Origin of the sequence: Microbacterium sp. SORGH_AS_0969, from assembly GCF_030818255.1 — a bacterium.
Lineage (GTDB): Bacteria > Actinomycetota > Actinomycetes > Actinomycetales > Microbacteriaceae > Microbacterium.
Genome location: NZ_JAUTAG010000001.1, coordinates 296,673 through 317,139, shown reverse-complemented (window position 1 = coordinate 317,139; position 20,467 = coordinate 296,673). Strand labels below are relative to the sequence as shown.

Genomic DNA, 20,467 nt, shown 5'->3' with positions numbered 1-20,467 from the left:
ACCATATCGAAAGAAAGGCCGTTTTTTTGACAACTTTTGGCCTAAAGATCGGCTAGGAGCCGGTCAGAGTAGGGGAACACCACAGAATTCCGCTCAAAGGAGACGACATGGCCCTCGCCGACATCTTCGCCCGCCCCACCGGCCGCGCCGCCGCGACCGCTCCCGTCGCCCGCCCCGGTTACGGCGCGCGTCCTGACGTCGACGGTCCCGGCATGCCCGGCCTCCTCGCCTGGGTCGACCAGGTCGCCGCCCTCACGCAGCCCGACCGTATCCACTGGGTCGACGGTTCCGCCGCCGAGAACGACGCGCTCCTTCGCGAGATGGTCGACGAGGGCAAGCTCATCAAGCTCAACCCCGAGTGGCGCCCGGGCTCCTACCTCGCGCGTTCGCACCCCGGCGACGTCGCCCGCCTCGAGTCGCGCACCTACATCGCGTCCGAGCGCGAAGAGGATGCCGGCCCCACCAACAACTGGATCGCCCCGGCCGAGATCCGCGAGACGCTGAACGGCGTCTTCGAGGGCTCCATGCGCGGCCGGACGATGTACGTCGTCCCCTTCTCGATGGGCGCCGTCGGCGGCCCCCTCAGCCACATCGGCGTCCAGATCACCGATAGCGCCTACGCCGTGGCATCCATCGGTGTCATGACCCGCGTGGGCAGCGCCGTCACCGAACAGATCGCCGCGGGGGCTCCGTGGGTGAAGACCGTGCACTCGGTCGGCGCGCCGCTCGCGCCGGGCGAGTCCGACGTCGCGTGGCCGTGCAACGACGAGAAGTACATCGTCCACTTCCCCGACACCCTCGAGGTCTGGTCGTTCGGTTCGGGCTACGGCGGCAACGCGATCCTCGCCAAGAAGTGCTTCGCCCTGCGCATCGCCTCGGTCATCGGTCGTGACGAGGGCTGGCTGGCCGAGCACATGCTCCTCATCCGCGTGATCGACCCGAAGGGCAAGGCGTACCACGTCGCCGCCGCGTTCCCCTCGGCCTGCGGCAAGACCAACCTCGCGATGCTCCGCCCCACGATCCCCGGGTGGCGCGTCGAGACCCTCGGCGACGACATCACCTGGATCCGTCCGGGTGAGGACGGACGCCTGTGGGCCATCAACCCCGAGGCCGGCTTCTTCGGTGTCGCTCCCGGCACCGGTGAGTCCACGAACGTGACCGCGATCGAGACGCTGTGGGGCAACACGATCTTCACGAACGTCGCGCTCCGCCCCGATGGCGACGTCTGGTGGGAGGGCCTGACCGACGAGGCGCCCCCGCAGCTCATCGACTGGGAGGGCAAGCCCTGGACGCCCGCGTCCGGTCGCCCCGCCGCGCACCCCAACTCGCGTTTCACGGTCGGCGCCGCTCAGTGCCCGCAGATCGCGCAGGACTGGGAGGCCCCCGAGGGTGTTCCTCTCGATGTCATCCTGTTCGGCGGACGCCGCGCGACGAACGTCCCGCTCGTCGTCGAGGCCACGGACTGGTCGCACGGCGTCTTCCTCGGCTCGACGGTGTCTTCGGAGAAGACCGCCGCGCAGGAGGGCACGGTCGGCGAGCTCCGCCGCGACCCCTTCGCGATGCTGCCGTTCTGCGGCTACAACATGGGCGACTACTTCGGCCACTGGCTGAACGTGGGGCAGAAGCTCCGCTTCGACCGCGCCCCGCGCATCTTCCAGGTCAACTGGTTCCGCAAGGGCGACGACGGCCGCTTCCTCTGGCCCGGCTTCGGTGACAACGCCCGCGTGATCGACTGGATCATCCGCCGCGTCGACGGACAGGTCGACGCCGTGGACAGCCCGATCGGCCGCCTGCCCCGCGTGGACGACCTCGACCTGTCGGGTCTCGAGATCCCCGCCACCGACCTCGATGAGCTGTTCGCGATCGACCGTGACTCGTGGCTCGCCGAGGCCGACCTGACCGAGGAGTTCTTCGACACCTTCGGTTCGCACCTTCCCGCCGCCCTCCGCGCCGAGCTCGCGGCCCTGCGCTACCGCCTGCAGCGCGCCTGATTCCGCTCGCCCCGTCCCGCCTCCCGCGCGGGCGGGTGAGCCCTTCGAATCCGATGCCCCTCCCGTTCTTGGCGCGCAGGAGGGGCATCGGTACGTCCACGCCGGGCGTGACCCGCGCCCCGCGGGCGTCCCGCCGGCCCGAGCCGTCGCACGGGCGTTGCCGCGGCGCCGGGGCCGTTGCGCTGGCGTTCGCGTGGCGCCGAGCCGTTGCGATGGCGTTGGTGCGGCGCTGAGCTGTCGCGCGAGCGCTCCCGCGGCACCGGTTCGTCGCATAAACGCTGTTTGCTCACGGAAACGCGTGCAGAGCGTGTTTCTGTGCGCGGATCGTGTTTATGCGTGTTGGCGGGCGAGCGGCGGCGCGGGGGCCCGCGCGGACGGTGCGGGCGATGCCGGGCGACTCCGTTCGCCGGTCGGCGATGCCGGGGCGCGTCTGCGCGGGGCGTCGGCGCCGTGGCGGTCGCGCATAAACGCTGTTTGCTCACGGAAACACGTGGAGAGCGTGTTTCCGTGCGCGGATTGTGTTTACGCGTGCGGACGGGAGTCCGCGCGGGTAGCGGCGCGGGAGCCCGCGCGGACAGCGGTCCGTGGTATCGGGGCGCGTCCGCGCGGGGCGTCCGCGCCGTGGCGGTCGCGCATAAACGCTGTCTGCTCACGCAAACGCGTGCAGAGCGTGTTTCCGTGCGCGGATCGTGTTTATGCGTGCGCGCACACCCGCCCCGAAGCCCCGAGCCGCCCGCGGCCAGCAGCGACCCACCCCGCGCCCGACCGCCGGCCGAAGCCGACCCCGCTACACCAGCAGCTGATGCTTCGCCAGATCCCGATACAGGGGAGTGGATGCCACGAGCTCGCTGTGCGTGCCCTGACCGACGACGCGGCCGTTCTCGAGCACCACGATGAGGTCGCTGTCGACGACCGTCGACAGGCGGTGCGCGATGACCAGGAGCGTGCGGTCGGTCGCCACCGCGTCGATCGCCTCGCGCATACGTTGCTCGTTCACGCCGTCGAGCGACGAGGTCGACTCGTCGAGCAGCAGCACCGGGGGAGCCGCCAGCAACGCTCGCGCGATCGCGAGGCGCTGACGCTCGCCGCCCGAGAGCATCACGCCGTCTTCGCCGACGGGGGCGTCGACGCCGAGGGGGCTCCGCTCGAGCACGTCGCCGAGGTTGACCTCGCGCAGCACGCGCTCGCAGTCGGCATCGGATGCCGCGGGCGAGGCGAGCCGCAGATTGTCGGCGATTGTGCCGGCCAGGGTCGGGGCGTCCTGCTCGACGTACCCGAAGCGGGCCCGCAGCTCGTCGCGCGCGAGGTCGCGCGCATCGACGCCGTCGACGAGGATCGCCCCCTCGGTCGGGTCGTAGAAGCGCTCGACGAGCGACAGGATCGTGCTCTTGCCCGCCCCCGACGGCCCCACCAGTGCCACGCGCGACCCGCGGGGCACCGTGAACGACACCCCGCGCAGCACCTCGCGGTCGCTCTCCGCGGGAAGCTCCTCCGTCTGGAGGTGGACATCGGCGAGGACCGAGCGGGCCTCCCGGGCCGCCGCCTCGCGTGCCTTCACGACGTGCTCGGGGTACCGGAACCGCACGTCGCGGAACTCCAACGCAGCGGCATCCGGAATCGAGCCCGCCGCCCGCGGCTGGTCGCCATCGCTCTCGAGGGGAAGATCGAGGACCTCCTGGATGCGTCCGAGTGCGCCGAGCGCCTGATTCACCGACGTGATGGCACCGATCGCCGAGGCGAGGGGCTGCACGAGCAGGAAGAGGAAGATCACGAAGGTGACGAGCGACGCGACGTCGATCGCTCCGGATGCCACGCGGTACCCGCCGACGCCCAGCACGACGAGCAGCGAGACCTGTAGCGCGACGAAGGCGATCGGAACGATCAGAGCCGACACCCGCGCGATGCGCACGCCGGCGTCGTACGCGGCGGTGGCGGTTCGCGTCACGGCCGCGGTCTCCCGCTCCGTCGCCCCGGCAGCACGGATCGTCCGGATCGACCCGACCGCTCGCTCCACCCCCGACGAAAGCTCTCCGACTCTGGCCTGCTGCTCGGCGGAGGCCGCGCGGATGCGCGTGCTGAGCAACACGACCAACGCGAGCGAGGCACCCACGACGACGACGATCAGTCCGAGGAGCAGCGGGTCGATGAACGCCATCGCGATCACGGCGCCCACGAGGATGAGCGCGTTGCCCACGGCATCCGCGAATCCCTGCGTGAGCACGGCGTACAGCAGCGTGGTGTCGGTGCCCACGCGCGAGACGAGATCGCCGGTGCGGCGGGCGTCGAACTCGCTGACGGGCAGACGCAGGATGCGGGCGATCAGGCGCTTGCGTGACGAGTACACCACCGCGGTGCCCGTGCGCTGAAGCAGGTAGTGCTGGAAGCCCGAGATGATCGACGACAGCACGACGAAGGCCACGAGCAGCCAGACGAGGGCGCCGAGGGGGACGGCGTTCTGCACGCGCGAGATGACCTCGCCGACCAGCAGGGGCTGCGCGAGCGTCGCGGCGGCGCCCAGCACACTGAGCACGGCGACCACGGCGAGGGTGCGCTTGTGCTCGAGCAGGAACGGCAGCAACTGGCGGAACGACGCGCGCGGCCCCTCGGGGGTGCGACGGCCGCGCCGACCGCGCGCGCGAGCGGGAGATGACATGCGGACCTCGTTCTCTGGCATCAGATTCGACCGTACCCCGCTGCACCGACGACGTCGGTCGCGCTGATTCGGCGGTGGACCAAACTCCTGTGAAAGCTCGACCGATGCCCGGGTCCGGCGCCGTCCGGCGCGAGACCGCTCGAGGACTCAGGAGTGCGGATCGCTTGCTCCGCAGGCTCTCGGAACGTCAGATCCGCCCGTACTTCTTGTGCGCGGCCTGCTTCGACACCCCCAGCGCGCTCGCGATCGCGAGCCACGAGAACCCGCGGAGTCGGGCGCGGCGCACCTGGGCTTCTTCGACGCGCGCGATCTCTTGACGCAGGGCTGCGAGCTGCCGCAGTTGGGAGAGGGGCTCCTCGTCGTCGCCGAGCCCGCCGAGGGTGGCGCGAATGGTGTCGTTCATGGCGTCAATAATGGTTGACGCGTTGGGATGTGTCAACAAAGGTTGACCCGCAGAACAGCGGATGCCACGAGGCCGAGGCCCCGTGGCATCCGCTGTTCCGCATCCGGAGGTTACGGCGCGGTCGCCCCGGCGGCGATGTTCTCGTCGTAGTCGACGTCCTTCGTCTCGGGGGAGAGCACCACGGCGATGAGGGTGAGAACACCCATCGCCGACAGGTAGACGCCCACGAGCCACGGGTTGCCGTCGCCGGCCGCCCAGAGCGCCACCGCGACGATCGGCGCGAGGGCCGCTCCCAGGATCGACGACACGTTGTACGAGATCGCCGAGCCGGTGTAGCGGACGTTCGTCGGGAACAGCTCGGGCAGCACCGCGCCCATCGGGCCGAACGTCGTCCCCATCAGCAGGAAGCCGATGATGAGGAAGGCCTGGACGAGGAGGCGCGTGGAGCCCGCGTCGGTCTGCGGCGTGAGGAAGAACGAGAACGTCAGACCGAACACGATGATCGCGATCGTCACCCCGATCAGCAGACGCTTGCGCCCCAGACGATCGGCCACCGGTCCCGACAGCATCGTGAAGATGCCGAAGAAGACGACGCCGATGATCTGCATGATGACGAAGTCGGTGTAGCCGAAGCCCAGTCCGGGGACGTACGTGGCCGGATCGAAGGGCGTTCCTGCCTTCTCCGCGGCCGCGGCGGCGCCGGCCTCCGTGGGCTTGGTGCCGTACGAGAGCGTGAAGCTCGTCATGAGATAGAAGAGCACGTAGGTCGCCAGCATGATGAACGTGCCGAGGATCAGCTGCACCCAGTTGCGGCGGATGGCCTCGCCGAGCGGGAACTTCTTGATCACGCCGGTCTTCTCGGCCTTGGCGAACGACTCGCTCTCGACGAGCTTGAGTCGCACCCAGAGGCCGACGATCACCATGACGGCCGAGAACAGGAACGGCACGCGCCAGCCCCACGCGAGGAACTCCGCCGAACGCTGGGCGGTGCCGTCGGGGTGCGGCAGGGCGAAGTTGATGATGAGGAAGATGCCGTTGGCGATGATGAAGCCGATCGGCGCACCCAGCTGCGGGAACGTGCCGTACCAGGCCCGCTTGCCCTTCGGGGCGTTCTCGGTCGCCACGAGGGCCGCGCCCGACCACTCGCCGCCGAGGGCGAACCCCTGCGCGAGACGCATGATCAGCAGCAGGATCGCCGCCCAGACACCGATCTCGTTGAAGGTCGGCAGGCAGCCGATGAGGAAGGTCGCGACACCCATGGTGAGAAGGGATGCCACGAGCGTGGCCTTGCGGCCGAACCGGTCGCCGAAGTGGCCGAACACGATCGCGCCGAGGGGCCGCGCGACCATCGCCGCGCCGAAGACGCTGAACGACAGCAGCAGCGAGGTCGTGTCGTTGCCGGTCGGGAAGAAGAGGACGGGGAAGACGAGGACCGCGGCGGTGGCGTACGCGTAGAAGTCGTAGAACTCGATCGTCGTGCCGATGAGGCTCGCGGTGATGACACGGGAGCGCGGATTGGCGGGAGCGGACGACGCGGGGACGGTGGGGGATGAGGAAGTCATGATTGCCTGACGAGAGAGCGATCGGTTGCGTCCGTCGTGGGAGCGCGGGGTGGGGCGGGACGGATGCCGGGGGTGCTGGCATCCGGGATCGCCGAACAGCACCCGGAGGCGATCCCGGATGGGGACCGCCGACCGTTCAGTCTATGCGCGCGCTGGGAAGGCGGACGCGTCAGCGCCAGAGCACCGCGAGCGCGGCATTGAGCAGGGTCAGGATGCCGACGAGCCAGAACACCGCGGGTGCCAGGTCGGCGCCGCGCTTCTGCCGCGCCGAGCCGATGCCGAGGAGCGCGCCGATCGCGAGGAGGACGACGAGTTTGACGCCGATCTTGGTGTAGTTGAGGTCGTGTTCCAGGCCCCACGGGGCCGCCAGGGCCAGACCCGAGACGAGCGAGATCACGAGGGCATAGTTCATCAGCGGCGTCACGCGCACGCGGCGCGCCACGGCCTCGACGACCCACGCGCCGAAGAGGATCGCGAACCCCACGAGGTGGACGAGGACGACGGCGTGACGCAGGATCTCCATACCGGTCAGGGTAGGGATCCCGCGGGTCCGACGCCAGGAAGGCGGGCCTCACCGCGACGCGGTCCCTGACCTCCGCGCGCGGTCCCTGAGCCCCGCGCGCGCGGTCCCTGAGCTTGTCGAAGGGCCCGCCCCCGACCCGCGGACGCCCCGGTGGCTTCGACAGGCTCAGCCACCTCCGTCCCTCCCCGCGAACGAGAACGGGCCCGGCGACCGCAGTGGTCGCCGGGCCCCTCGTCCGAACCTCTCAGCCGCGCAGCTCCCGCAGGACCAGCGCGGTACGGATCGCCGCGTCCGCGGCCTCTTCGCCCTTGTCTTCCTTCGACCCCTCGAGGCCGGCGCGGTCGAGGCCCTGCTGCTCGTCGTCGAGGGTCAGCACGCCGAAGCCGACGGGCTTGCCCGCGTCGAGCGCGACGCGGGTGAGACCGTCGGTCGCGGCCGACGAGACGAACTCGAAGTGCGGCGTCCCGCCCCGGATGATCACGCCGAGGGCGACGACGGCATCCGCCCCGCCGTCGAACGCGGCCTTCGCGGCGACCGGCAGCTCGAAGGATCCTGGGACGCGCACCACGCGGTACGTGGCACCCGTGGCATCCAGCACTTTCTTCGCCCCGGCGATCAGGCCCTCGGTGATGACCTCGTGCCAGGTGCCGGCGATGACGACGACGTTCAGGCCCGACGCGTCGACGCCGCCGGTCTCGGGTGCTCCACTACCGGCCATCAGGCGCTCTCTTCCTTCATGTGCGCGAGGGCATCGCGCAGGTCGTCCTCGGCGATGATGTGACCCATCCGGTCGCGCTTCGTCTCGAGGTACTGGTGGTTGTTGGGGCCGACGCCGACGAGGAGCGGAACCTGCTCGACGACGTCGAGGCCGAAGCCGCGGAGCTGGTTCACCTTGTCGGTGTTGTTCGTCAACAGGCGCACCTGTTCGACACCGAGGTCGGCCAGGATGCCGGCCGCGGCGGCGTAGTCGCGCGCGTCGGCGGGAAGGCCGAGGGCGAGGTTGGCATCCACGGTGTCGAGGCCGCGCTCCTGCAGGTTGTAGGCCCGCAGCTTGTTGATGAGGCCGATGCCGCGCCCCTCGTGGCCGCGCATGTAGATGACGATGCCGCCGTCCTTGTCGATGCGGTCGAGTGCCGCGTCGAGCTGGGGGCCGCATTCGCACTTCAGTGAGCCGAACGCCTCGCCGGTCAGGCACTCGGAGTGCACGCGGACGAGTGGGGCCTCCGTGCCCAGCTCACCTGAGACGACCGCGATGTGGTCGGTCCCGGTGACGCGGTCCTTGTACGCGAGGAAGCGGAAGACGCCGTGCGTGGTGGGCACGTTCGACTCGGCACGCAGGCTCACACGGCGGCGCGCGGGGGCCGATGTGGGCAGCGGGTCGGTCTCGTTGAGGTAACCGATGAGCTGCTCGATCGTGATGACCGGGATGCCGTCGCGCTCGCCGAGTTCGAAGAGTCCGGGCAGGCGCATCATGCTGCCGTCTTCGGCGACGACCTCGGCGATCGCGGCGACCGGTTCGAGGCCCGCGAGCTTCATGAGGTCGACCGCCGCCTCGGTGTGGCCGGCCCGCTCGCGGACGCCGCCGTCGACGGCGCGCAGCGGGAGGATGTGCCCGGGGCGGATGACGCTGGTCGGCACCGACTCGGGGTCGGCGAGGACGTTGAGCGTGCGAGCGCGGTCGGCGGCGCTGATGCCGGTCGTCACACCCGACGCGGCGTCGACGCTCACGGTGTACGCGGTGCCGCGCGCGTCCTCGTTGACCGCGACCATGGGCGGCAGGTCGAGGCGGTCCGCCCACTCGGCGGGCATGGGCGCGCAGACGTACCCGCTGGACCAGCGGACGGTCCAGGCCAGGGCTTCGCGGGTCGCGAGCGCGGCCGACAGGATGACGTCGCCCTCGTTCTCGCGGTTCTCGTCGTCGGCGACCAGGATCGGCCGGCCGGCGCGCAGGGCCTCCAGGGCCTCGGGGATGGTGGACAGGCTCATGCGGAGCCCCTCTCGGTCGATGCGGCGTCAGCCGCGGGGTTCTCAGATGCACGGAAGGCGAGCATGCGCTGCACGTGGCGCGCGAGGATGTCGGTCTCGAGGTTGACCGGGGTTCCGGCCACCGCCTCACCGAGGGTTGTCGCGGCGAGCGTCTCAGGGATGAGCGACACCTCGAGCCACTGCTCTGCCTCGCCGGCATCGCTCACGGCGCTCACGGTGAGCGAGACGCCGTCGATCGCGATCGACCCCTTGTCGACGACGAGGGGAGCCAGGTGCTTCGGGATGCCGATGCGCACGACGCTCCACTGCGCACCGGGACGCACCTCGCGCACCACGCCCGTGCCGTCGATGTGGCCCTGGACGATGTGACCGCCGAGGCGCCCGTGCGCCGCCGTCGCGCGCTCCAGGTTCACGGGGCGACCCGGTGCGACGTCGGCGAGCGTCGACATGTCGAGCGTCTGCTTCATCACGTCGGCGGTGAACCAGTCCTCGCCCTGGTCGACGACGGTGAGGCACACGCCGCTGACCGAGATCGAGTCGCCGTGGCCGGCATCCGAGACCGAAAGGGGAGCGCGTACGGTCACGCGCACGCCGTCGCCCGACGGTTCGACCGCGGTGATGGCGCCCATCTCTTCGACGATTCCGGTGAACATCAGTGATCTCCCTGCGTTCGGGTGGTGGGGTGGGCGACGATCAGCAGATCGTCGCCGAGGTTCTGAACGGATGCCACGACCAGGCGCCGGGCGGCGTCGATGGTGGGAACGCCGATGTCGCCGAGGGCGAGGCGCGAGCCTCCGAGCAGGACCGGCGCGACGTAGACGAGCAGCTCGTCGGCGAGGCCGTCCCGGATGAAGGCGCTCGCGAGGGTCGGACCGCCCTCGACGAAGACGCGCTGGATGCCCTGGCCGGCGAGCTCGGCGAGGACCGTCTGCAGGTCGTGCGTCGCGAAGAACAGGGGCTCTCGCGGGTGTCGGCGGACGGCGGCATCCGGAGCCGTTTCGCTCTCGCCGATGATGACCGGTACGGGCTGGGCGGGAAGGAGCGCGCCGTTCTCATCCCGCGCGGTCAGAGCCGGATCGTCGGCGCGGACCGTCCCGGTGCCGGCCACGATCGCATCCGCGCCCGCTCGGCGGGAGTGCACGTCGCGACGCGCGGCCGGTCCGGTGATCCACTGGCTCGTCCCATCGTCGGCGGCGGCACGGCCATCGAGGCTCTGCGCCCACTTGACGGTGACGTGCGGGCGACCGGTGCGCTGCAGGGCGGCCCAGTCGTGGATGAGTTCCTCGGCGGCGTCCTTCTCGACGCCGCGCTCGACCTCGACCCCCGCGGCGCGGAGCCGGTCGGCACCACCGGACGCGGCATCCGTGGGGTCGTCGAGAGCGAAGACGACACGATCCACGCCGGCTTCGATGAGGGCGACCGCGCACGGGCCGGTGCGCCCGGTGTGGTTGCAGGGCTCGAGGGTCACGACCGCCGTCGTGCCGCGGGCCGCGCCGGGCGGGAGCTGCGAGAGGGCGTCGACCTCGGCGTGCGAAGTCCCTGCGCCGCGGTGGTACCCCTCGGCGAGGATCTCGCCGGTCGGGGAGAGAATGACCGCGCCGACCTGCGGGTTGAGCCCGCGCGGGCCGCGCCGGGCGAGCTCCAGCGCTCGCCGCATGGCGTCGATCTCGACGGCGGATGCCATTTCCCTGTCCTTCCCGCGGCGTCGGGGCAGGGCCAGCGGGAAGGCGCGATGCGCCGTCCGTGCTGCCTCCTATCCGGACTAGCGTCGGTTTCCCGTCGCATCACCGTCGGTCCCGGAATTCCACCGGATCGGCCCCACCGCACAGGCGGAGGGGTTCGCGGACTGTCACCGCCGGTTCGGATTCTCACCGACCCCGGAGCACGTTGTTTGCACTTCGAAGTGTAGTCAACGCAGTGTGGCCGGTTTCATTCCCCGACATGGATTGACACGAAGGCGCCGGCCGCGCGCTATTTCAGAAGCCGCGACAGCCGCCGGTCGGCCAGCAGCTTGCCGCCGGTCTGGCACGTCGGGCAGTACTCGAGCGAGTTGTCGGCGAAGAACACGCTGCGCACCTCGTCGCCGCAGACGGGACACGCCTCGCCACGTCGTCCGTGCACGCGCATGCCGCGCCTCTTGGCATCCTTCAGCTCCGCCGGCGGTTTGCCGCGCGCTTCGTCGATCGCCTCGGTGAGCGTCTCGACCATCGCGCGGAAGAGCCGGTCGACCTCGTCGTCGGTGAGCGTCGCGGCGAGGGCATATGGAGACATCTTCGCGGCGTGCATGATCTCGTCGGAGTACGCGTTGCCGACCCCGGCGATGATCGACTGATCGCGCAGCACGCCCTTGATCTGCGTGCGGCGACCGGTGAGCAGCTTGCCGAACGCGGCGCGGTCGAAGCCGTCGCTCAGCGGGTCGGGACCGAGCCGCGCGATGCCGGGCACCTCGTCGGGGGTGCGCACCGCATAGACGGCGAGCGACTTCTTCGTGCCGGCCTCGGTGAGGTCGAAGCCCGAGCGCGTCGTCGAAGCCGACGCGCAGGGCGATCGGGGTCTTCCCGGGCTTGATGATCGTGGACGGCAACGCGTCGTACCAGCGCAGCCACCCCGCCTTCGCGAGGTGGAAGACCAGGTGCACTCCCGCGTCGGTCGAAACGTCGACGAACTTGCCGTGCCGGTCGACGGCGGTGACGGCCGAGCCCACCAGAGCCGTCAAAGGCGGGTCGTAGGTCTTCAGCGCATTGATCGCCGACACGGTTGCCTTCGAAACGTGCAGCCCCGTGACACGGCCGCGCAGGAACCCCACGAGCCCCTCGACCTCAGGCATCTCCGGCATGCGCCCATGCTGCCATGGGTCTCCGACATCGTCACGACCCTTGCGTCGGTGCGCTGCGTCTCGGTTCGTCGAGGCAGGGGGCGCTGGATTCGGAGATGCGTCGCGGATTCGGACGACGGTGAGCCCTGGCATCCGGATCTGCTGCCCGTTTCCGAATCCGCTGCGCGGCAGACCTCTCGTTCAGCCTCGGCGCAGGAGCCCGATGCGGTCGTAGACGTCGGCGAGGGTCTTCTCGGCGACGGATGCCGCCCGCTCGGCGTTCGTCGCGAGCACGCGGTCGAGCTCGGCGGGGTCGGCGATGAGCTCGAGCGCACGCTCGCGCACCGGCTCGAACTCGTTCACCACGACCTCGGCGAGACCCTTCTTGAAGTCGCCGTAACCACGGCCCGCGTACTCGTCCTCGATCGCGGTGATGTCGCGGCCGGTGAGGGCGGAGTAGATCACGAGGAGGTTGGAGACACCCGGCTTCTCGTCGCGGTCGAAGCGCACGGACCCCTCCGAGTCGGTGACCGCCCGCATGATCTTCTTCGCGCTGACCTTCGGCTCGTCGAGCATCCACAGCACGCCGGCGTCGGACTCGGCCGACTTCGACATCTTGGAGGTGGGGTTCTGCAGGTCGTAGATGCGGGCCGTTTCGCGCTGGATCATCGGCTTCGGCATCGTGAAGGTCTCGCCGAAGCTCTTGTTGAAACGTTCGGCGAGGTCGCGGGTGAGTTCGATGTGCTGCTTCTGGTCGTCGCCGACCGGCACGACGTCGGTCTGGTACAGCAGGATGTCGGCGGCCATGAGGACCGGGTACGTGAAGAGGCCGACGTTGGTGGCATCCGCTCCGTAGCGTGCCGACTTGTCCTTGAACTGCGTCATGCGCCCGGCCTCGCCGAACCCGGTCATGGTCGAGAGCACCCACTGCAGCTCCGCGTGCGCGGGGACGTGCGACTGGACGTAGAGCGTCGAGCGCGACGGCTCGATGCCCGCGGCGATGTACTGAGCGGCCGTGCGGCGGGTCTTTTCGCGACGCTCGGCGGGGTCGCCCGGCTGCGTGAGGGCGTGCAGGTCGACGACCGAGAAGAAGGCGTCGTACTCGTCCTGAAGCTGACGCCACTGCAGCAGCGCACCGATGTAGTTGCCGATCTGAAGGCTGTCGGCGGAGGGCTGCATTCCGGAGTAGAGGCGCTGCTGGGTCACCCCTCGATCCTAGGCGTCGGGCACGCCGCGCCCGGACCCTGCGGTGAGCATCGTGGCGAGGGCCGCAGCACCGCGCGCGGGACTCCGCCCCCGTGCCCTGGACGCGGACACCAGCACAGGATGCCGCACCCCGCTCCCGCGGCCTGGCCGCGGACCCGCCCTCAGCGCCCGAGCGTATAGTCCACGATCACCGGCGCGTGGTCGCTCCAGCGCGTGTCGTACGAGGGGGCGCGATCGACGCGGTACGCGGTCACCCGCTCCGCCAGTGCGGGCGTGGCGACGTGGTAGTCGATGCGCCATCCGCTGTCGGTGTCGAACGCCTTCCCACGCATCGACCAGAACGTGTACGGCCCCTCGACCTCGCCGACCTCGCGACGCCCGACGTCGATCCAGCCGAGGCCGGTACCGACGGAGCCGTCGACTCCCTCGACCTTCTCGCCGGCGGGCCCGAAGAAGCGGTCGAAGTACGCACGTTCGCGCGGGAGGAAGCCCGCGTTCTTGCGGTTGCCGCGCCAATTCTTGATGTCGAGCTCGCGGTGCCCCACGTTCAGGTCGCCCGTGACGAGAGCGAGCTCGCGCTCGGCCTTGAGGGTCTGGAGACGCTGCTCCATGGCATCCAGGAACAACCACTTCGCGTCTTGTTTGGGGGTGTCGACCTCACCGCTGTGCACGTAGGCGCTGACGATCGTGATGGTCTCGCCGTCGATGTCGAAGTCGGTCTCGATCCAACGGCCGGACGCGTCGAGAGGCTCGGGGCCGAGGTGCGTGCGGGTGTCGACGCCGGGGAGCCGGCTGATGATCGCGACGCCCGCGCGGCCCTTCTGCAGCGCCTCGTCGTTGACGATCTCCCACCCGGGAAGGGCCTCCGCGAGCTGGTCGGCGGTGGCGCGCACCTCTTGCAGGGCGACGATGTCGGCGCCCGAGGCTTCGAGCCATTCGGTCATGCCCTTGCGGACGGCGGCACGGATGCCATTGACGTTGATCGAGACGATGCGTACGGAACGAGCCACCCCACGAGCCTAATGGGGGCCTCCGACATCGGCCCGGTCAGTCGGGGAGGAGCGACGTGCGGCGGGGAGCCGGAACGGCGGCCTGCGCCTGAGCGAGATTCCTCCGGGCCGCGGCGACCCGTCGGCGTGCGCGCCAGCGCCACGGCCAGCGGGCGGTCGCGGCCGCTCGCTCGGCCTCGCGCACCCCCACCTGCGCGGCGATGACGAGAGCCGCCTGCTCCATCGCGAGCCTGTCCTCTGGCGAACGCAGGGGCACGTCACGGTCGCCCGCCGCGACGGCGATCCAGGCGGCCGACACGAGGATGACGATTCCGATGAGGCGGAACCACAGAAGGAAACCGATGAGGGCGGCGAACGTTCCGAGGAGGGGGTTCGTCGGGGTGTACACGAGGAGGAATCCCGCACCGATCTGCAGGACGACCATTCCGCCGGCGCCCACGAGTGCGCCCGGCCAGGCCCGCCGCCAGCTCAGGCTCGTCCCGGTCAGGAAGCGGAAGAGCGCGGCGAGCGCCACGGTGTTCACCCCGAACGCCACCAGGGCCGAGATGGCCCGCGCACCGATCGTCCACCCGGGTGTCTCGCGATCCCACCCGAGGATGCCGAACACGAGGTCGACGGCGCCGGTGGTGATGGAACCGAGGAGGGCGCCGACCAGCAGCGCGAGCCCGAACAGCAGGGATGCGACGAAGTCTCGGGCCTTCAACAGCGCGTAGTTGCGCATGTCGAAGGGGAGGCCGAACGTGTCGCGCACGGCGCGGCGCGTGAAGGTCACGAAACCGATCGCCGTCCAGATGACGACGATCGCGGCGACCGCTCCGGTGATACCGAGCAGCTTGCCGCTCTCTTGGGCGACCGCTTCGACCTTGTCGGGCTGGACGAGACCGTTCTTACTGATCAGGCCCGGGATATAGCTGTTGATGATGCCGATGAGCCCGTCGATGGCGGCCTTGCTTCCGCCGAGCCAGATCCCGACCGCGGCGAAAGACAGGTAGAGCGCCGAGAACACGGCGAACAGGCCCTGGTAGCTCATCCCCGCCGCGAGAAGGAAGCCGTTGTGCTGCAGGAAGTGCCGCCAGACGCGGATCGGGAACCACTGCACGACCTTGGCCGCCCGTGCGAGCGGTTCGTCGAGGCGCTCACGCACCGCCAGCTGAGCCGCGTCGAAGCGGTCGCGCAGCGTGCGCTCCTCTTCGCCGGCCGCGGGGAGCGGGCGCGGGTCGTGGCGGCTGTCGGTCACGCGTCGAGCCTAATGAATGGATGCCACGGGGGCGGGCCCGCAGACGCCGAACGGCGGGGCGCCTGCGCGTACCCGCCGTTCGGGAAGGAAGGGGTCAGCGACCGCCGCGGAGGACGGCCTGCTTGACCTCGGCGATGGCCTTGGTGACCTCGATGCCGCGGGGGCACGCCTCGGTGCAGTTGAAGGTCGTGCGGCACCGCCACACGCCTTCCTTGTCGTTGAGGATGTCGAGGCGCACATCGCCCGCGTCGTCGCGCGAGTCGAAGATAAAGCGGTGCGCGTTCACGATCGCGGCGGGGCCGAAGTACTGGCCGTCGGTCCAGAACACGGGGCACGACGAGGTGCACGCGGCGCACAGGATGCACTTGGTCGTGTCGTCGAAGACCTCGCGGTCGACGATCGACTGGATGCGCTCCTTGCCGGGCTCGGGCTTCGAGTTCGAGATGAGGAAGGGCTGCACCTCGCGGTAGGAGGCGAAGAACGGCTCCATGTCGACGATGAGGTCCTTCTCGAGCGGCAGCCCCTTGATCGCCTCGACGTAGATCGGCTGCGAGATGTCGAGATCCTTGATCAGTGTCTTGCACGCCAGGCGGTTGCGACCGTTGATGCGCATGGCATCCGATCCGCAGATGCCGTGCGCGCACGAGCGGCGGAACGACAGCGAACCGTCGACCTCCCACTTGATCTTGTGGAGGGCGTCGAGCACTCGGTCGGTCGAGTACAGCTCGACGTCGTAGTCGACCCAGCGGGGCTCGTCGTCGACCTCGGGGTCGAAACGACGGATGTTGAAGGTGACGAGGAACGACTGGATGCCGGTGTCCTCAGGAGTCTGCTCGACCTCGTCCGAGGTGTCCGCTGAGGTCTCCGGTCCCTGAGCCTGTCGAAGGGCGGTGGATGCCATCTCAGTACTTCCTCTCCAGCGGCGGGTAACGCAACTCGCCCGCCTCGTTCTTGGTGAAGACCACGGGCTTCCAGCCGAGCTCGATGTGATCGGCGGGGTGCGACGAGTGGGGATCGCCCGACAGGTACGCCATGGTGTGCTGCATGTACTTCTCGTCGTCGCGCGTGGGGAAGTCGTCGCGCATGTGACCGCCCCGGCTCTCTTCGCGGTTCTGCGCCGAGTAGACGACGACCTCGGCGAGGTCGAGCAGGAAGCCCAGCTCGACGGCTTCGAGCAGGTCGGTGTTGAACCGCTTGCCCTTGTCGTCGACGTGGATGTTCTTGTAGCGCTCGCGGAGGTCCGCGATCACGTCCATGACGTGCGCGAGGGACTCGTGCGTGCGGAACACCTGCGCGCCCTTGTCCATCTCGTCCTGCAGCGTCTTACGGAGCACGGCGATGCGCTCGGTGCCGCTGTTGTTGCGGAGGCCCTCGATGAGGCCGCGCACCTCGGCCGCCGGGTCTTCGGGCAGCGGCACGAAGTCAGCGGTCTGGACGTACTCGACCGCGTTGCGGCCGGCGCGCTTGCCGAAGACGTTGATGTCGAGGAGCGAGTTGGTGCCGAGGCGGTTCGAGCCGTGCACCGAGACGCAGGCGCACTCGCCTGCGGCGTACAGACCCGGGACGACGGTGTCATTGTCGGCGAGCACCTCGGCCTTGATGTTGGTCGGGATGCCTCCCATCGCGTAGTGCGCGGTCGGCATGACCGGAACCGGCTCGACGACGGGGTCGACGCCCAGGTAGGTGCGGGCGAACTCGGTGATGTCGGGGAGCTTCGTCTCGAGCACCTCGGCGCCCAGGTGCGTGCAGTCCAGCAGCACGTAGTCGCGGTGGGGGCCGGCTCCGCGACCCTCGGCGACCTCTTGCACCATGCAGCGCGCGACGATGTCGCGGGGAGCGAGGTCTTTGATCGTGGGGGCGTAGCGCTCCATGAAGCGCTCACCGCTGGCGTTGCGCAGGATCGCTCCCTCGCCTCGAGCCCCTTCGGTGAGGAGGATGCCGAGGCCGGCGAGACCGGTCGGGTGGAACTGGAAGAACTCCATGTCCTCGAGAGGCAGGCCCTTGCGCCACACGATGCCGACGCCGTCGCCGGTGAGGGTGTGGGCGTTCGAGGTGGTCTTGAAGATCTTGCCGAAGCCGCCGGTCGCGAAGATGACGGCCTTCGACTGGAACACGTGCAGCTCGCCGGTGGCGAGGTCATACGCGACGACGCCGGCGACCTGCGTCTTGCCCGCGGCATCCTTCACCGTGATGAGGTCGAGCACGTAGAACTCGTTGAAGAAGTTGATGCCGAGCTTGACGCAGTTCTGGAACAGTGTCTGCAGGATCATGTGGCCCGTGCGGTCGGCGGCGTAGCACGCGCGGCGCACGGGGGTCTTGCCGTGATCAGCCGTGTGGCCGCCGAAGCGGCGCTGGTCGATCTTGCCCTCGGGCGTGCGGTTGAACGGCAGGCCCATGTTCTCGAGGTCGATGACGGCGTCGATGGCCTCTTTGGCGAGGATCTCCGCGGCATCCTGATCGACGAGGTAGTCGCCGCCCTTGATGGTGTCGAAGGTGTGCCACTCCCACGAGTCCTCTTCGACGTTGGCCAGGGCCGCCGCCATACCGCCCTGCGCAGCACCGGTGTGCGAGCGGGTCGGGTAGAGCTTCGAGATGACGGCGGTCTTCGCGCCGGGACCGGCCTCGATGGCCGCGCGCATACCCGCGCCGCCCGCGCCGACGATGACGACGTCGAACTGGTGGTAGTGGACGCCGTCCTTGACGACGGAGTCCGAAGAAGTCTGAGTGCTCACGTGTGCGATACCTCTGCTGTCAGGGGAAAGAAGGGATGCCACGGGCTCACGCCGCTTGGCACACGTCCCACAGGGAGCTGCTCTCGGTGACACCGAGGCAGGGGTCGAAGGTGAAGACGACGAGCGTGCCGAGCAGGATGAGGAATCCGGCGGACAGCCACAGCGACCACACGAGGACCTTGCGGACCGTGGCGTTCGTCACGTAGTCGTTCACGATCGTGCGCATGCCGTTCGCGCCGTGGATGAGGGCGAGCCACAGCATGAGCACGTCCCACCACTGCCAGAAGGGCGAGGCGAGCTTGCCGGCGACGAACGCGAAGTCGATCTGGTGGATGCCCTCGTTCGTCATCAGGTTGACGAACAGGTGGCCGAAGATGAGGACGATCAACAGCACGCCGGAGGCGCGCATGTAGATCCATCCCCACTTCTCGAGGTTGGAGCCCTTCTTGCGCACGCTGGGCGTGCGCGGGGCGGGGATCGTGCTGGCTTCCTGGGCGACGGACATCAGTGGCTCCCGGTGACGGCGCTGAAGACGTTGATGAGGTGGCGCGGGGTGAAGCCGAGCATCGTGACGACCCAGAGGCCCAGGACACCCCACCAGAGCTGACGCTGGTGACGCGTGGCCCACGGCCAGAAGTCGACGAGGATGATGCGCAGACCGTTGAAGGCGTGGTACGCGATCGCGCCGACGAGGGCGACCTCGCCGAGGCCCATGATCGGGTTCTTGTAGGTGCCGATCACCGCGTCGTACGCCTCGGGGGACACGCGGATGAGTGCCGTGTCGAGGATGTGCACGAGGAGGAAGAAGAAGATCGCCACACCCGTGATGCGATGCAGGACCCATGACCACATGCCCTCGCGACCGCGGTACAGAGTGCCGCGCGGTCTCTTCGAGGTGGTCTCTTTCACCGACGGCGTGGCACGTGCTGGTGCTGACACGGTCGTCCTCCCTGATCGAACACGGTGGGGGAGCCGGCAGAGGCCCCAAGCGTCACACGGGCGCCAGGAAATACTACGTCCGAGCTATGAATCGAGGGGATTAGGGCGGCCTAACAGTCTCTCGACATCGAGATACTTTCCGCGTGTCCGTCGCAGTCGACGCCATGCGCCCGCGGCCCGCGCGACAAGGGGGTGAAACACGATGCCGCTAGGGTCGGTGCCATGGCAGACCCCGCTATCGACGACTTCTACGCCGTGATCCCCGCCGGAGGGATCGGGAGCAGGCTCTGGCCGCTCTCGCGCGCCGACGCCCCCAAGTTCCTCCATGACCTGACCGGGTCGGGGCAGACCCTGCTGCGCGACACCTGGGATCGCCTCGCGCCGCTGTCGGGGGAGGGGCGCATCGCCGTGGTCACGGGTCGCGCGCACCGCGCCGCCGTGGAACGGGAGCTCCCCGGCGTGCCCGACCACAACGTCTTCCTCGAGTCCGAGCCCCGAGACTCCTCCGCCGCCATCGGTCTCGCCGCCGCCATCCTCGTGCGCCGCGAGCCCGACGTCATCATCGGCTCGTTCGCGGCCGACCACGTCATCCGTCAGACGCGCCAGTTCGAGTTCGCCGTGCGTCAGGCCGTCGCCGTCGCCCGCGAGGGATACATCTGCACGATCGGCATCCAGCCCAGCGAGCCCTCGGTGGGCTTCGGCTACATCAAGCAGGCCGGCGAACTGATCGTGGACGGCGCCCCCGAGGCGTACATGGTGGAGCGCTTCGTCGAGAAGCCCGACCTCGACACGGCCAAGCAGTACTTCGAAGACCGCGCCTACCTCTGGAACGCGGGCATGTTCATCACGCGCGCCGACGTGCTGCTCGCCGAGCTCGCCGTCAACGAGCCCGAGCTTCACGCCGCGCTGCTCGAGCTGGCCGAGGCCTGGGACGATCGCGATCGTCGCGGCCCCGCGGTCGATCGCCTCTGGCCGAGCCTGAAGAAGATCGCCATCGACTACTCCGTCGCCGAGCCCGCGGCCGAGAAGGGGCGCCTGGCCGTCATCCCCGGTCACTTCGACTGGGACGACGTGGGCGACTTCGCGAGCCTGTCGAAGCTCAACTCGCACGGGCGTAACGAGCTGGCGATCCTCGGAGAGGACGCGCGTGTGCTCGCCGATGCCTCCAGTGGCATCGTCGTCACCCAGACCAAGCGCGTGATCAGCCTCATCGGCGTGCGCGACATCGTCGTGGTCGACACCCCCGATGCGCTCCTGGTCACCACGGCCGAGAACGCGCAGCGGGTCAAGGGCGTCGTCGACGCCCTCAAGCTCACCGGCCGCGGCGACGTCCTCTAAGACACCGGATGCCACGACTCGTGGCATCCGGTTCCTCGCTCTCCCGTGGAGTGTGGCGGACGGATCACGCGA

17 protein-coding genes and 1 pseudogene are annotated in these 20,467 nt (G+C 69.4%); 2 read left to right on the top strand and 16 right to left on the bottom strand.

Going from position 1 to position 20,467, the window contains the following annotated elements:
- Nucleotides 1-107: 107 nt before the first annotated feature.
- Nucleotides 108-1,991, top strand: coding sequence for a phosphoenolpyruvate carboxykinase (GTP) (locus QE388_RS01395; RefSeq protein ID WP_275796764.1), 1,884 nt, complete (start codon nt 108-110; stop codon nt 1,989-1,991).
- Between the two features lie 787 nt (nt 1,992-2,778).
- Here QE388_RS01395 and QE388_RS01390 read toward each other — a convergent pair.
- The 16 genes and pseudogenes from QE388_RS01390 to sdhC all read right to left on the bottom strand — a co-directional run bounded on the left by QE388_RS01390 (nt 2,779) and on the right by sdhC (nt 19,057).
- Complete coding sequence (locus QE388_RS01390) at nt 2,779-4,644, bottom strand: ABC transporter ATP-binding protein (protein ID WP_307382405.1); 1,866 nt, start codon at nt 4,642-4,644, stop codon at nt 2,779-2,781.
- Nucleotides 4,645-4,831: 187 nt separating this feature from the next.
- Nucleotides 4,832-5,047 carry an AsnC family protein gene (locus QE388_RS01385; RefSeq protein ID WP_307382403.1) on the bottom strand — a complete coding sequence of 72 codons (216 nt, stop codon included), beginning with the start codon at nt 5,045-5,047 and terminating at the stop codon, nt 4,832-4,834.
- A 110-nt stretch (nt 5,048-5,157) separates the two neighbouring features.
- On the bottom strand, nt 5,158-6,609 hold the full coding sequence (locus QE388_RS01380; protein ID WP_307382400.1) for an MFS transporter: 1,452 nt from the start codon (nt 6,607-6,609) through the stop codon (nt 5,158-5,160).
- A 169-nt stretch (nt 6,610-6,778) separates the two neighbouring features.
- Nucleotides 6,779-7,132 (bottom strand): Fe-S protein, encoded by a 354-nt coding sequence (locus tag QE388_RS01375; protein ID WP_307382398.1) that lies wholly within the window; start codon nt 7,130-7,132, stop codon nt 6,779-6,781.
- Nucleotides 7,133-7,376: 244 nt separating this feature from the next.
- Nucleotides 7,377-7,850 carry a 6,7-dimethyl-8-ribityllumazine synthase gene (gene ribH, locus QE388_RS01370; RefSeq protein ID WP_307382396.1) on the bottom strand — a complete coding sequence of 158 codons (474 nt, stop codon included), beginning with the start codon at nt 7,848-7,850 and terminating at the stop codon, nt 7,377-7,379.
- Nucleotides 7,850-9,118: a GTP cyclohydrolase II gene (gene ribA / locus QE388_RS01365; protein WP_307382394.1), complete on the bottom strand. Its 1,269-nt coding sequence runs from the start codon at nt 9,116-9,118 to the stop codon at nt 7,850-7,852. The genes ribH and ribA overlap by 1 nt, the downstream gene beginning before the upstream one ends.
- Nucleotides 9,115-9,771, bottom strand: a complete 657-nt coding sequence (locus QE388_RS01360) for a riboflavin synthase (protein ID WP_307382392.1) — start codon at nt 9,769-9,771, stop codon at nt 9,115-9,117. The genes ribA and QE388_RS01360 overlap by 4 nt, the downstream gene beginning before the upstream one ends.
- Nucleotides 9,771-10,802: a bifunctional diaminohydroxyphosphoribosylaminopyrimidine deaminase/5-amino-6-(5-phosphoribosylamino)uracil reductase RibD gene (gene ribD / locus QE388_RS01355; protein WP_307382390.1), complete on the bottom strand. Its 1,032-nt coding sequence runs from the start codon at nt 10,800-10,802 to the stop codon at nt 9,771-9,773. Before ribD ends, QE388_RS01360 begins: the two co-directional genes overlap by 1 nt.
- Before the next feature lie 287 nt (nt 10,803-11,089).
- Nucleotides 11,090-11,954, bottom strand: a pseudogene (locus QE388_RS01350) (Fpg/Nei family DNA glycosylase).
- Between the two features lie 180 nt (nt 11,955-12,134).
- On the bottom strand, nt 12,135-13,139 hold the full coding sequence (gene trpS, locus QE388_RS01345; protein WP_307382388.1) for a tryptophan--tRNA ligase: 1,005 nt from the start codon (nt 13,137-13,139) through the stop codon (nt 12,135-12,137).
- A 161-nt stretch (nt 13,140-13,300) separates the two neighbouring features.
- Nucleotides 13,301-14,149, bottom strand: coding sequence for an exodeoxyribonuclease III (locus tag QE388_RS01340; RefSeq protein WP_307382387.1), 849 nt, complete (start codon nt 14,147-14,149; stop codon nt 13,301-13,303).
- Nucleotides 14,150-14,186: 37 nt separating this feature from the next.
- A complete protein-coding gene (locus QE388_RS01335; protein WP_307382386.1) occupies nt 14,187-15,386 on the bottom strand; it encodes a YihY/virulence factor BrkB family protein in 1,200 nt (399 codons plus the stop codon).
- 94 nt (nt 15,387-15,480) lie between these two features.
- The gene (locus tag QE388_RS01330; RefSeq protein ID WP_275798376.1) at nt 15,481-16,287 is read right to left on the bottom strand and encodes a succinate dehydrogenase iron-sulfur subunit; all 807 of its coding nucleotides are present in this window, start codon (nt 16,285-16,287) and stop codon (nt 15,481-15,483) included.
- A 1-nt stretch (nt 16,288) separates the two neighbouring features.
- Nucleotides 16,289-18,118, bottom strand: a complete 1,830-nt coding sequence (gene sdhA / locus QE388_RS01325; protein WP_307382385.1) for a succinate dehydrogenase flavoprotein subunit — start codon at nt 18,116-18,118, stop codon at nt 16,289-16,291.
- A gap of 46 nt (nt 18,119-18,164) precedes the next feature.
- The gene (locus QE388_RS01320; protein WP_275798372.1) at nt 18,165-18,623 is read right to left on the bottom strand and encodes a succinate dehydrogenase hydrophobic membrane anchor subunit; all 459 of its coding nucleotides are present in this window, start codon (nt 18,621-18,623) and stop codon (nt 18,165-18,167) included.
- On the bottom strand, nt 18,623-19,057 hold the full coding sequence (gene sdhC, locus QE388_RS01315) for a succinate dehydrogenase, cytochrome b556 subunit (protein WP_013583715.1): 435 nt from the start codon (nt 19,055-19,057) through the stop codon (nt 18,623-18,625). Before sdhC ends, QE388_RS01320 begins: the two co-directional genes overlap by 1 nt.
- Nucleotides 19,058-19,279: 222 nt before the next feature.
- On the opposite strand from sdhC, the gene QE388_RS01310 reads away from it, so the two are divergent.
- Nucleotides 19,280-20,395 carry a mannose-1-phosphate guanylyltransferase gene (locus tag QE388_RS01310; RefSeq protein ID WP_275798369.1) on the top strand — a complete coding sequence of 372 codons (1,116 nt, stop codon included), beginning with the start codon at nt 19,280-19,282 and terminating at the stop codon, nt 20,393-20,395.
- Nucleotides 20,396-20,467: the final 72 nt, after the last annotated feature.

Excerpts from the sequence above, each read along its gene's own strand:
- ribA (WP_307382394.1), bottom strand. The coding sequence starts at position 9,118 with ATGAGCCTGTCCACCATCCCCGAGGCCCTGGAGGCCCTGCGCGCCGGC.
- QE388_RS01330 (WP_275798376.1), bottom strand. The coding sequence starts at position 16,287 with ATGGCATCCACCGCCCTTCGACAGGCTCAGGGACCGGAGACCTCAGCG.
- QE388_RS01360 (WP_307382392.1), bottom strand. The coding sequence starts at position 9,771 with ATGTTCACCGGAATCGTCGAAGAGATGGGCGCCATCACCGCGGTCGAA.
- ribD (WP_307382390.1), bottom strand. The coding sequence starts at position 10,802 with ATGGCATCCGCCGTCGAGATCGACGCCATGCGGCGAGCGCTGGAGCTC.
- QE388_RS01385 (WP_307382403.1), bottom strand. The coding sequence starts at position 5,047 with ATGAACGACACCATTCGCGCCACCCTCGGCGGGCTCGGCGACGACGAG.
- QE388_RS01375 (WP_307382398.1), bottom strand. The coding sequence starts at position 7,132 with ATGGAGATCCTGCGTCACGCCGTCGTCCTCGTCCACCTCGTGGGGTTC.
- QE388_RS01390 (WP_307382405.1), bottom strand. The coding sequence starts at position 4,644 with ATGTCATCTCCCGCTCGCGCGCGCGGTCGGCGCGGCCGTCGCACCCCC.
- QE388_RS01395 (WP_275796764.1), top strand. The coding sequence starts at position 108 with ATGGCCCTCGCCGACATCTTCGCCCGCCCCACCGGCCGCGCCGCCGCG.
- QE388_RS01380 (WP_307382400.1), bottom strand. The coding sequence starts at position 6,609 with ATGACTTCCTCATCCCCCACCGTCCCCGCGTCGTCCGCTCCCGCCAAT.
- QE388_RS01320 (WP_275798372.1), bottom strand. The coding sequence starts at position 18,623 with ATGTCCGTCGCCCAGGAAGCCAGCACGATCCCCGCCCCGCGCACGCCC.
- ribH (WP_307382396.1), bottom strand. The coding sequence starts at position 7,850 with ATGGCCGGTAGTGGAGCACCCGAGACCGGCGGCGTCGACGCGTCGGGC.
- QE388_RS01310 (WP_275798369.1), top strand. The coding sequence starts at position 19,280 with ATGGCAGACCCCGCTATCGACGACTTCTACGCCGTGATCCCCGCCGGA.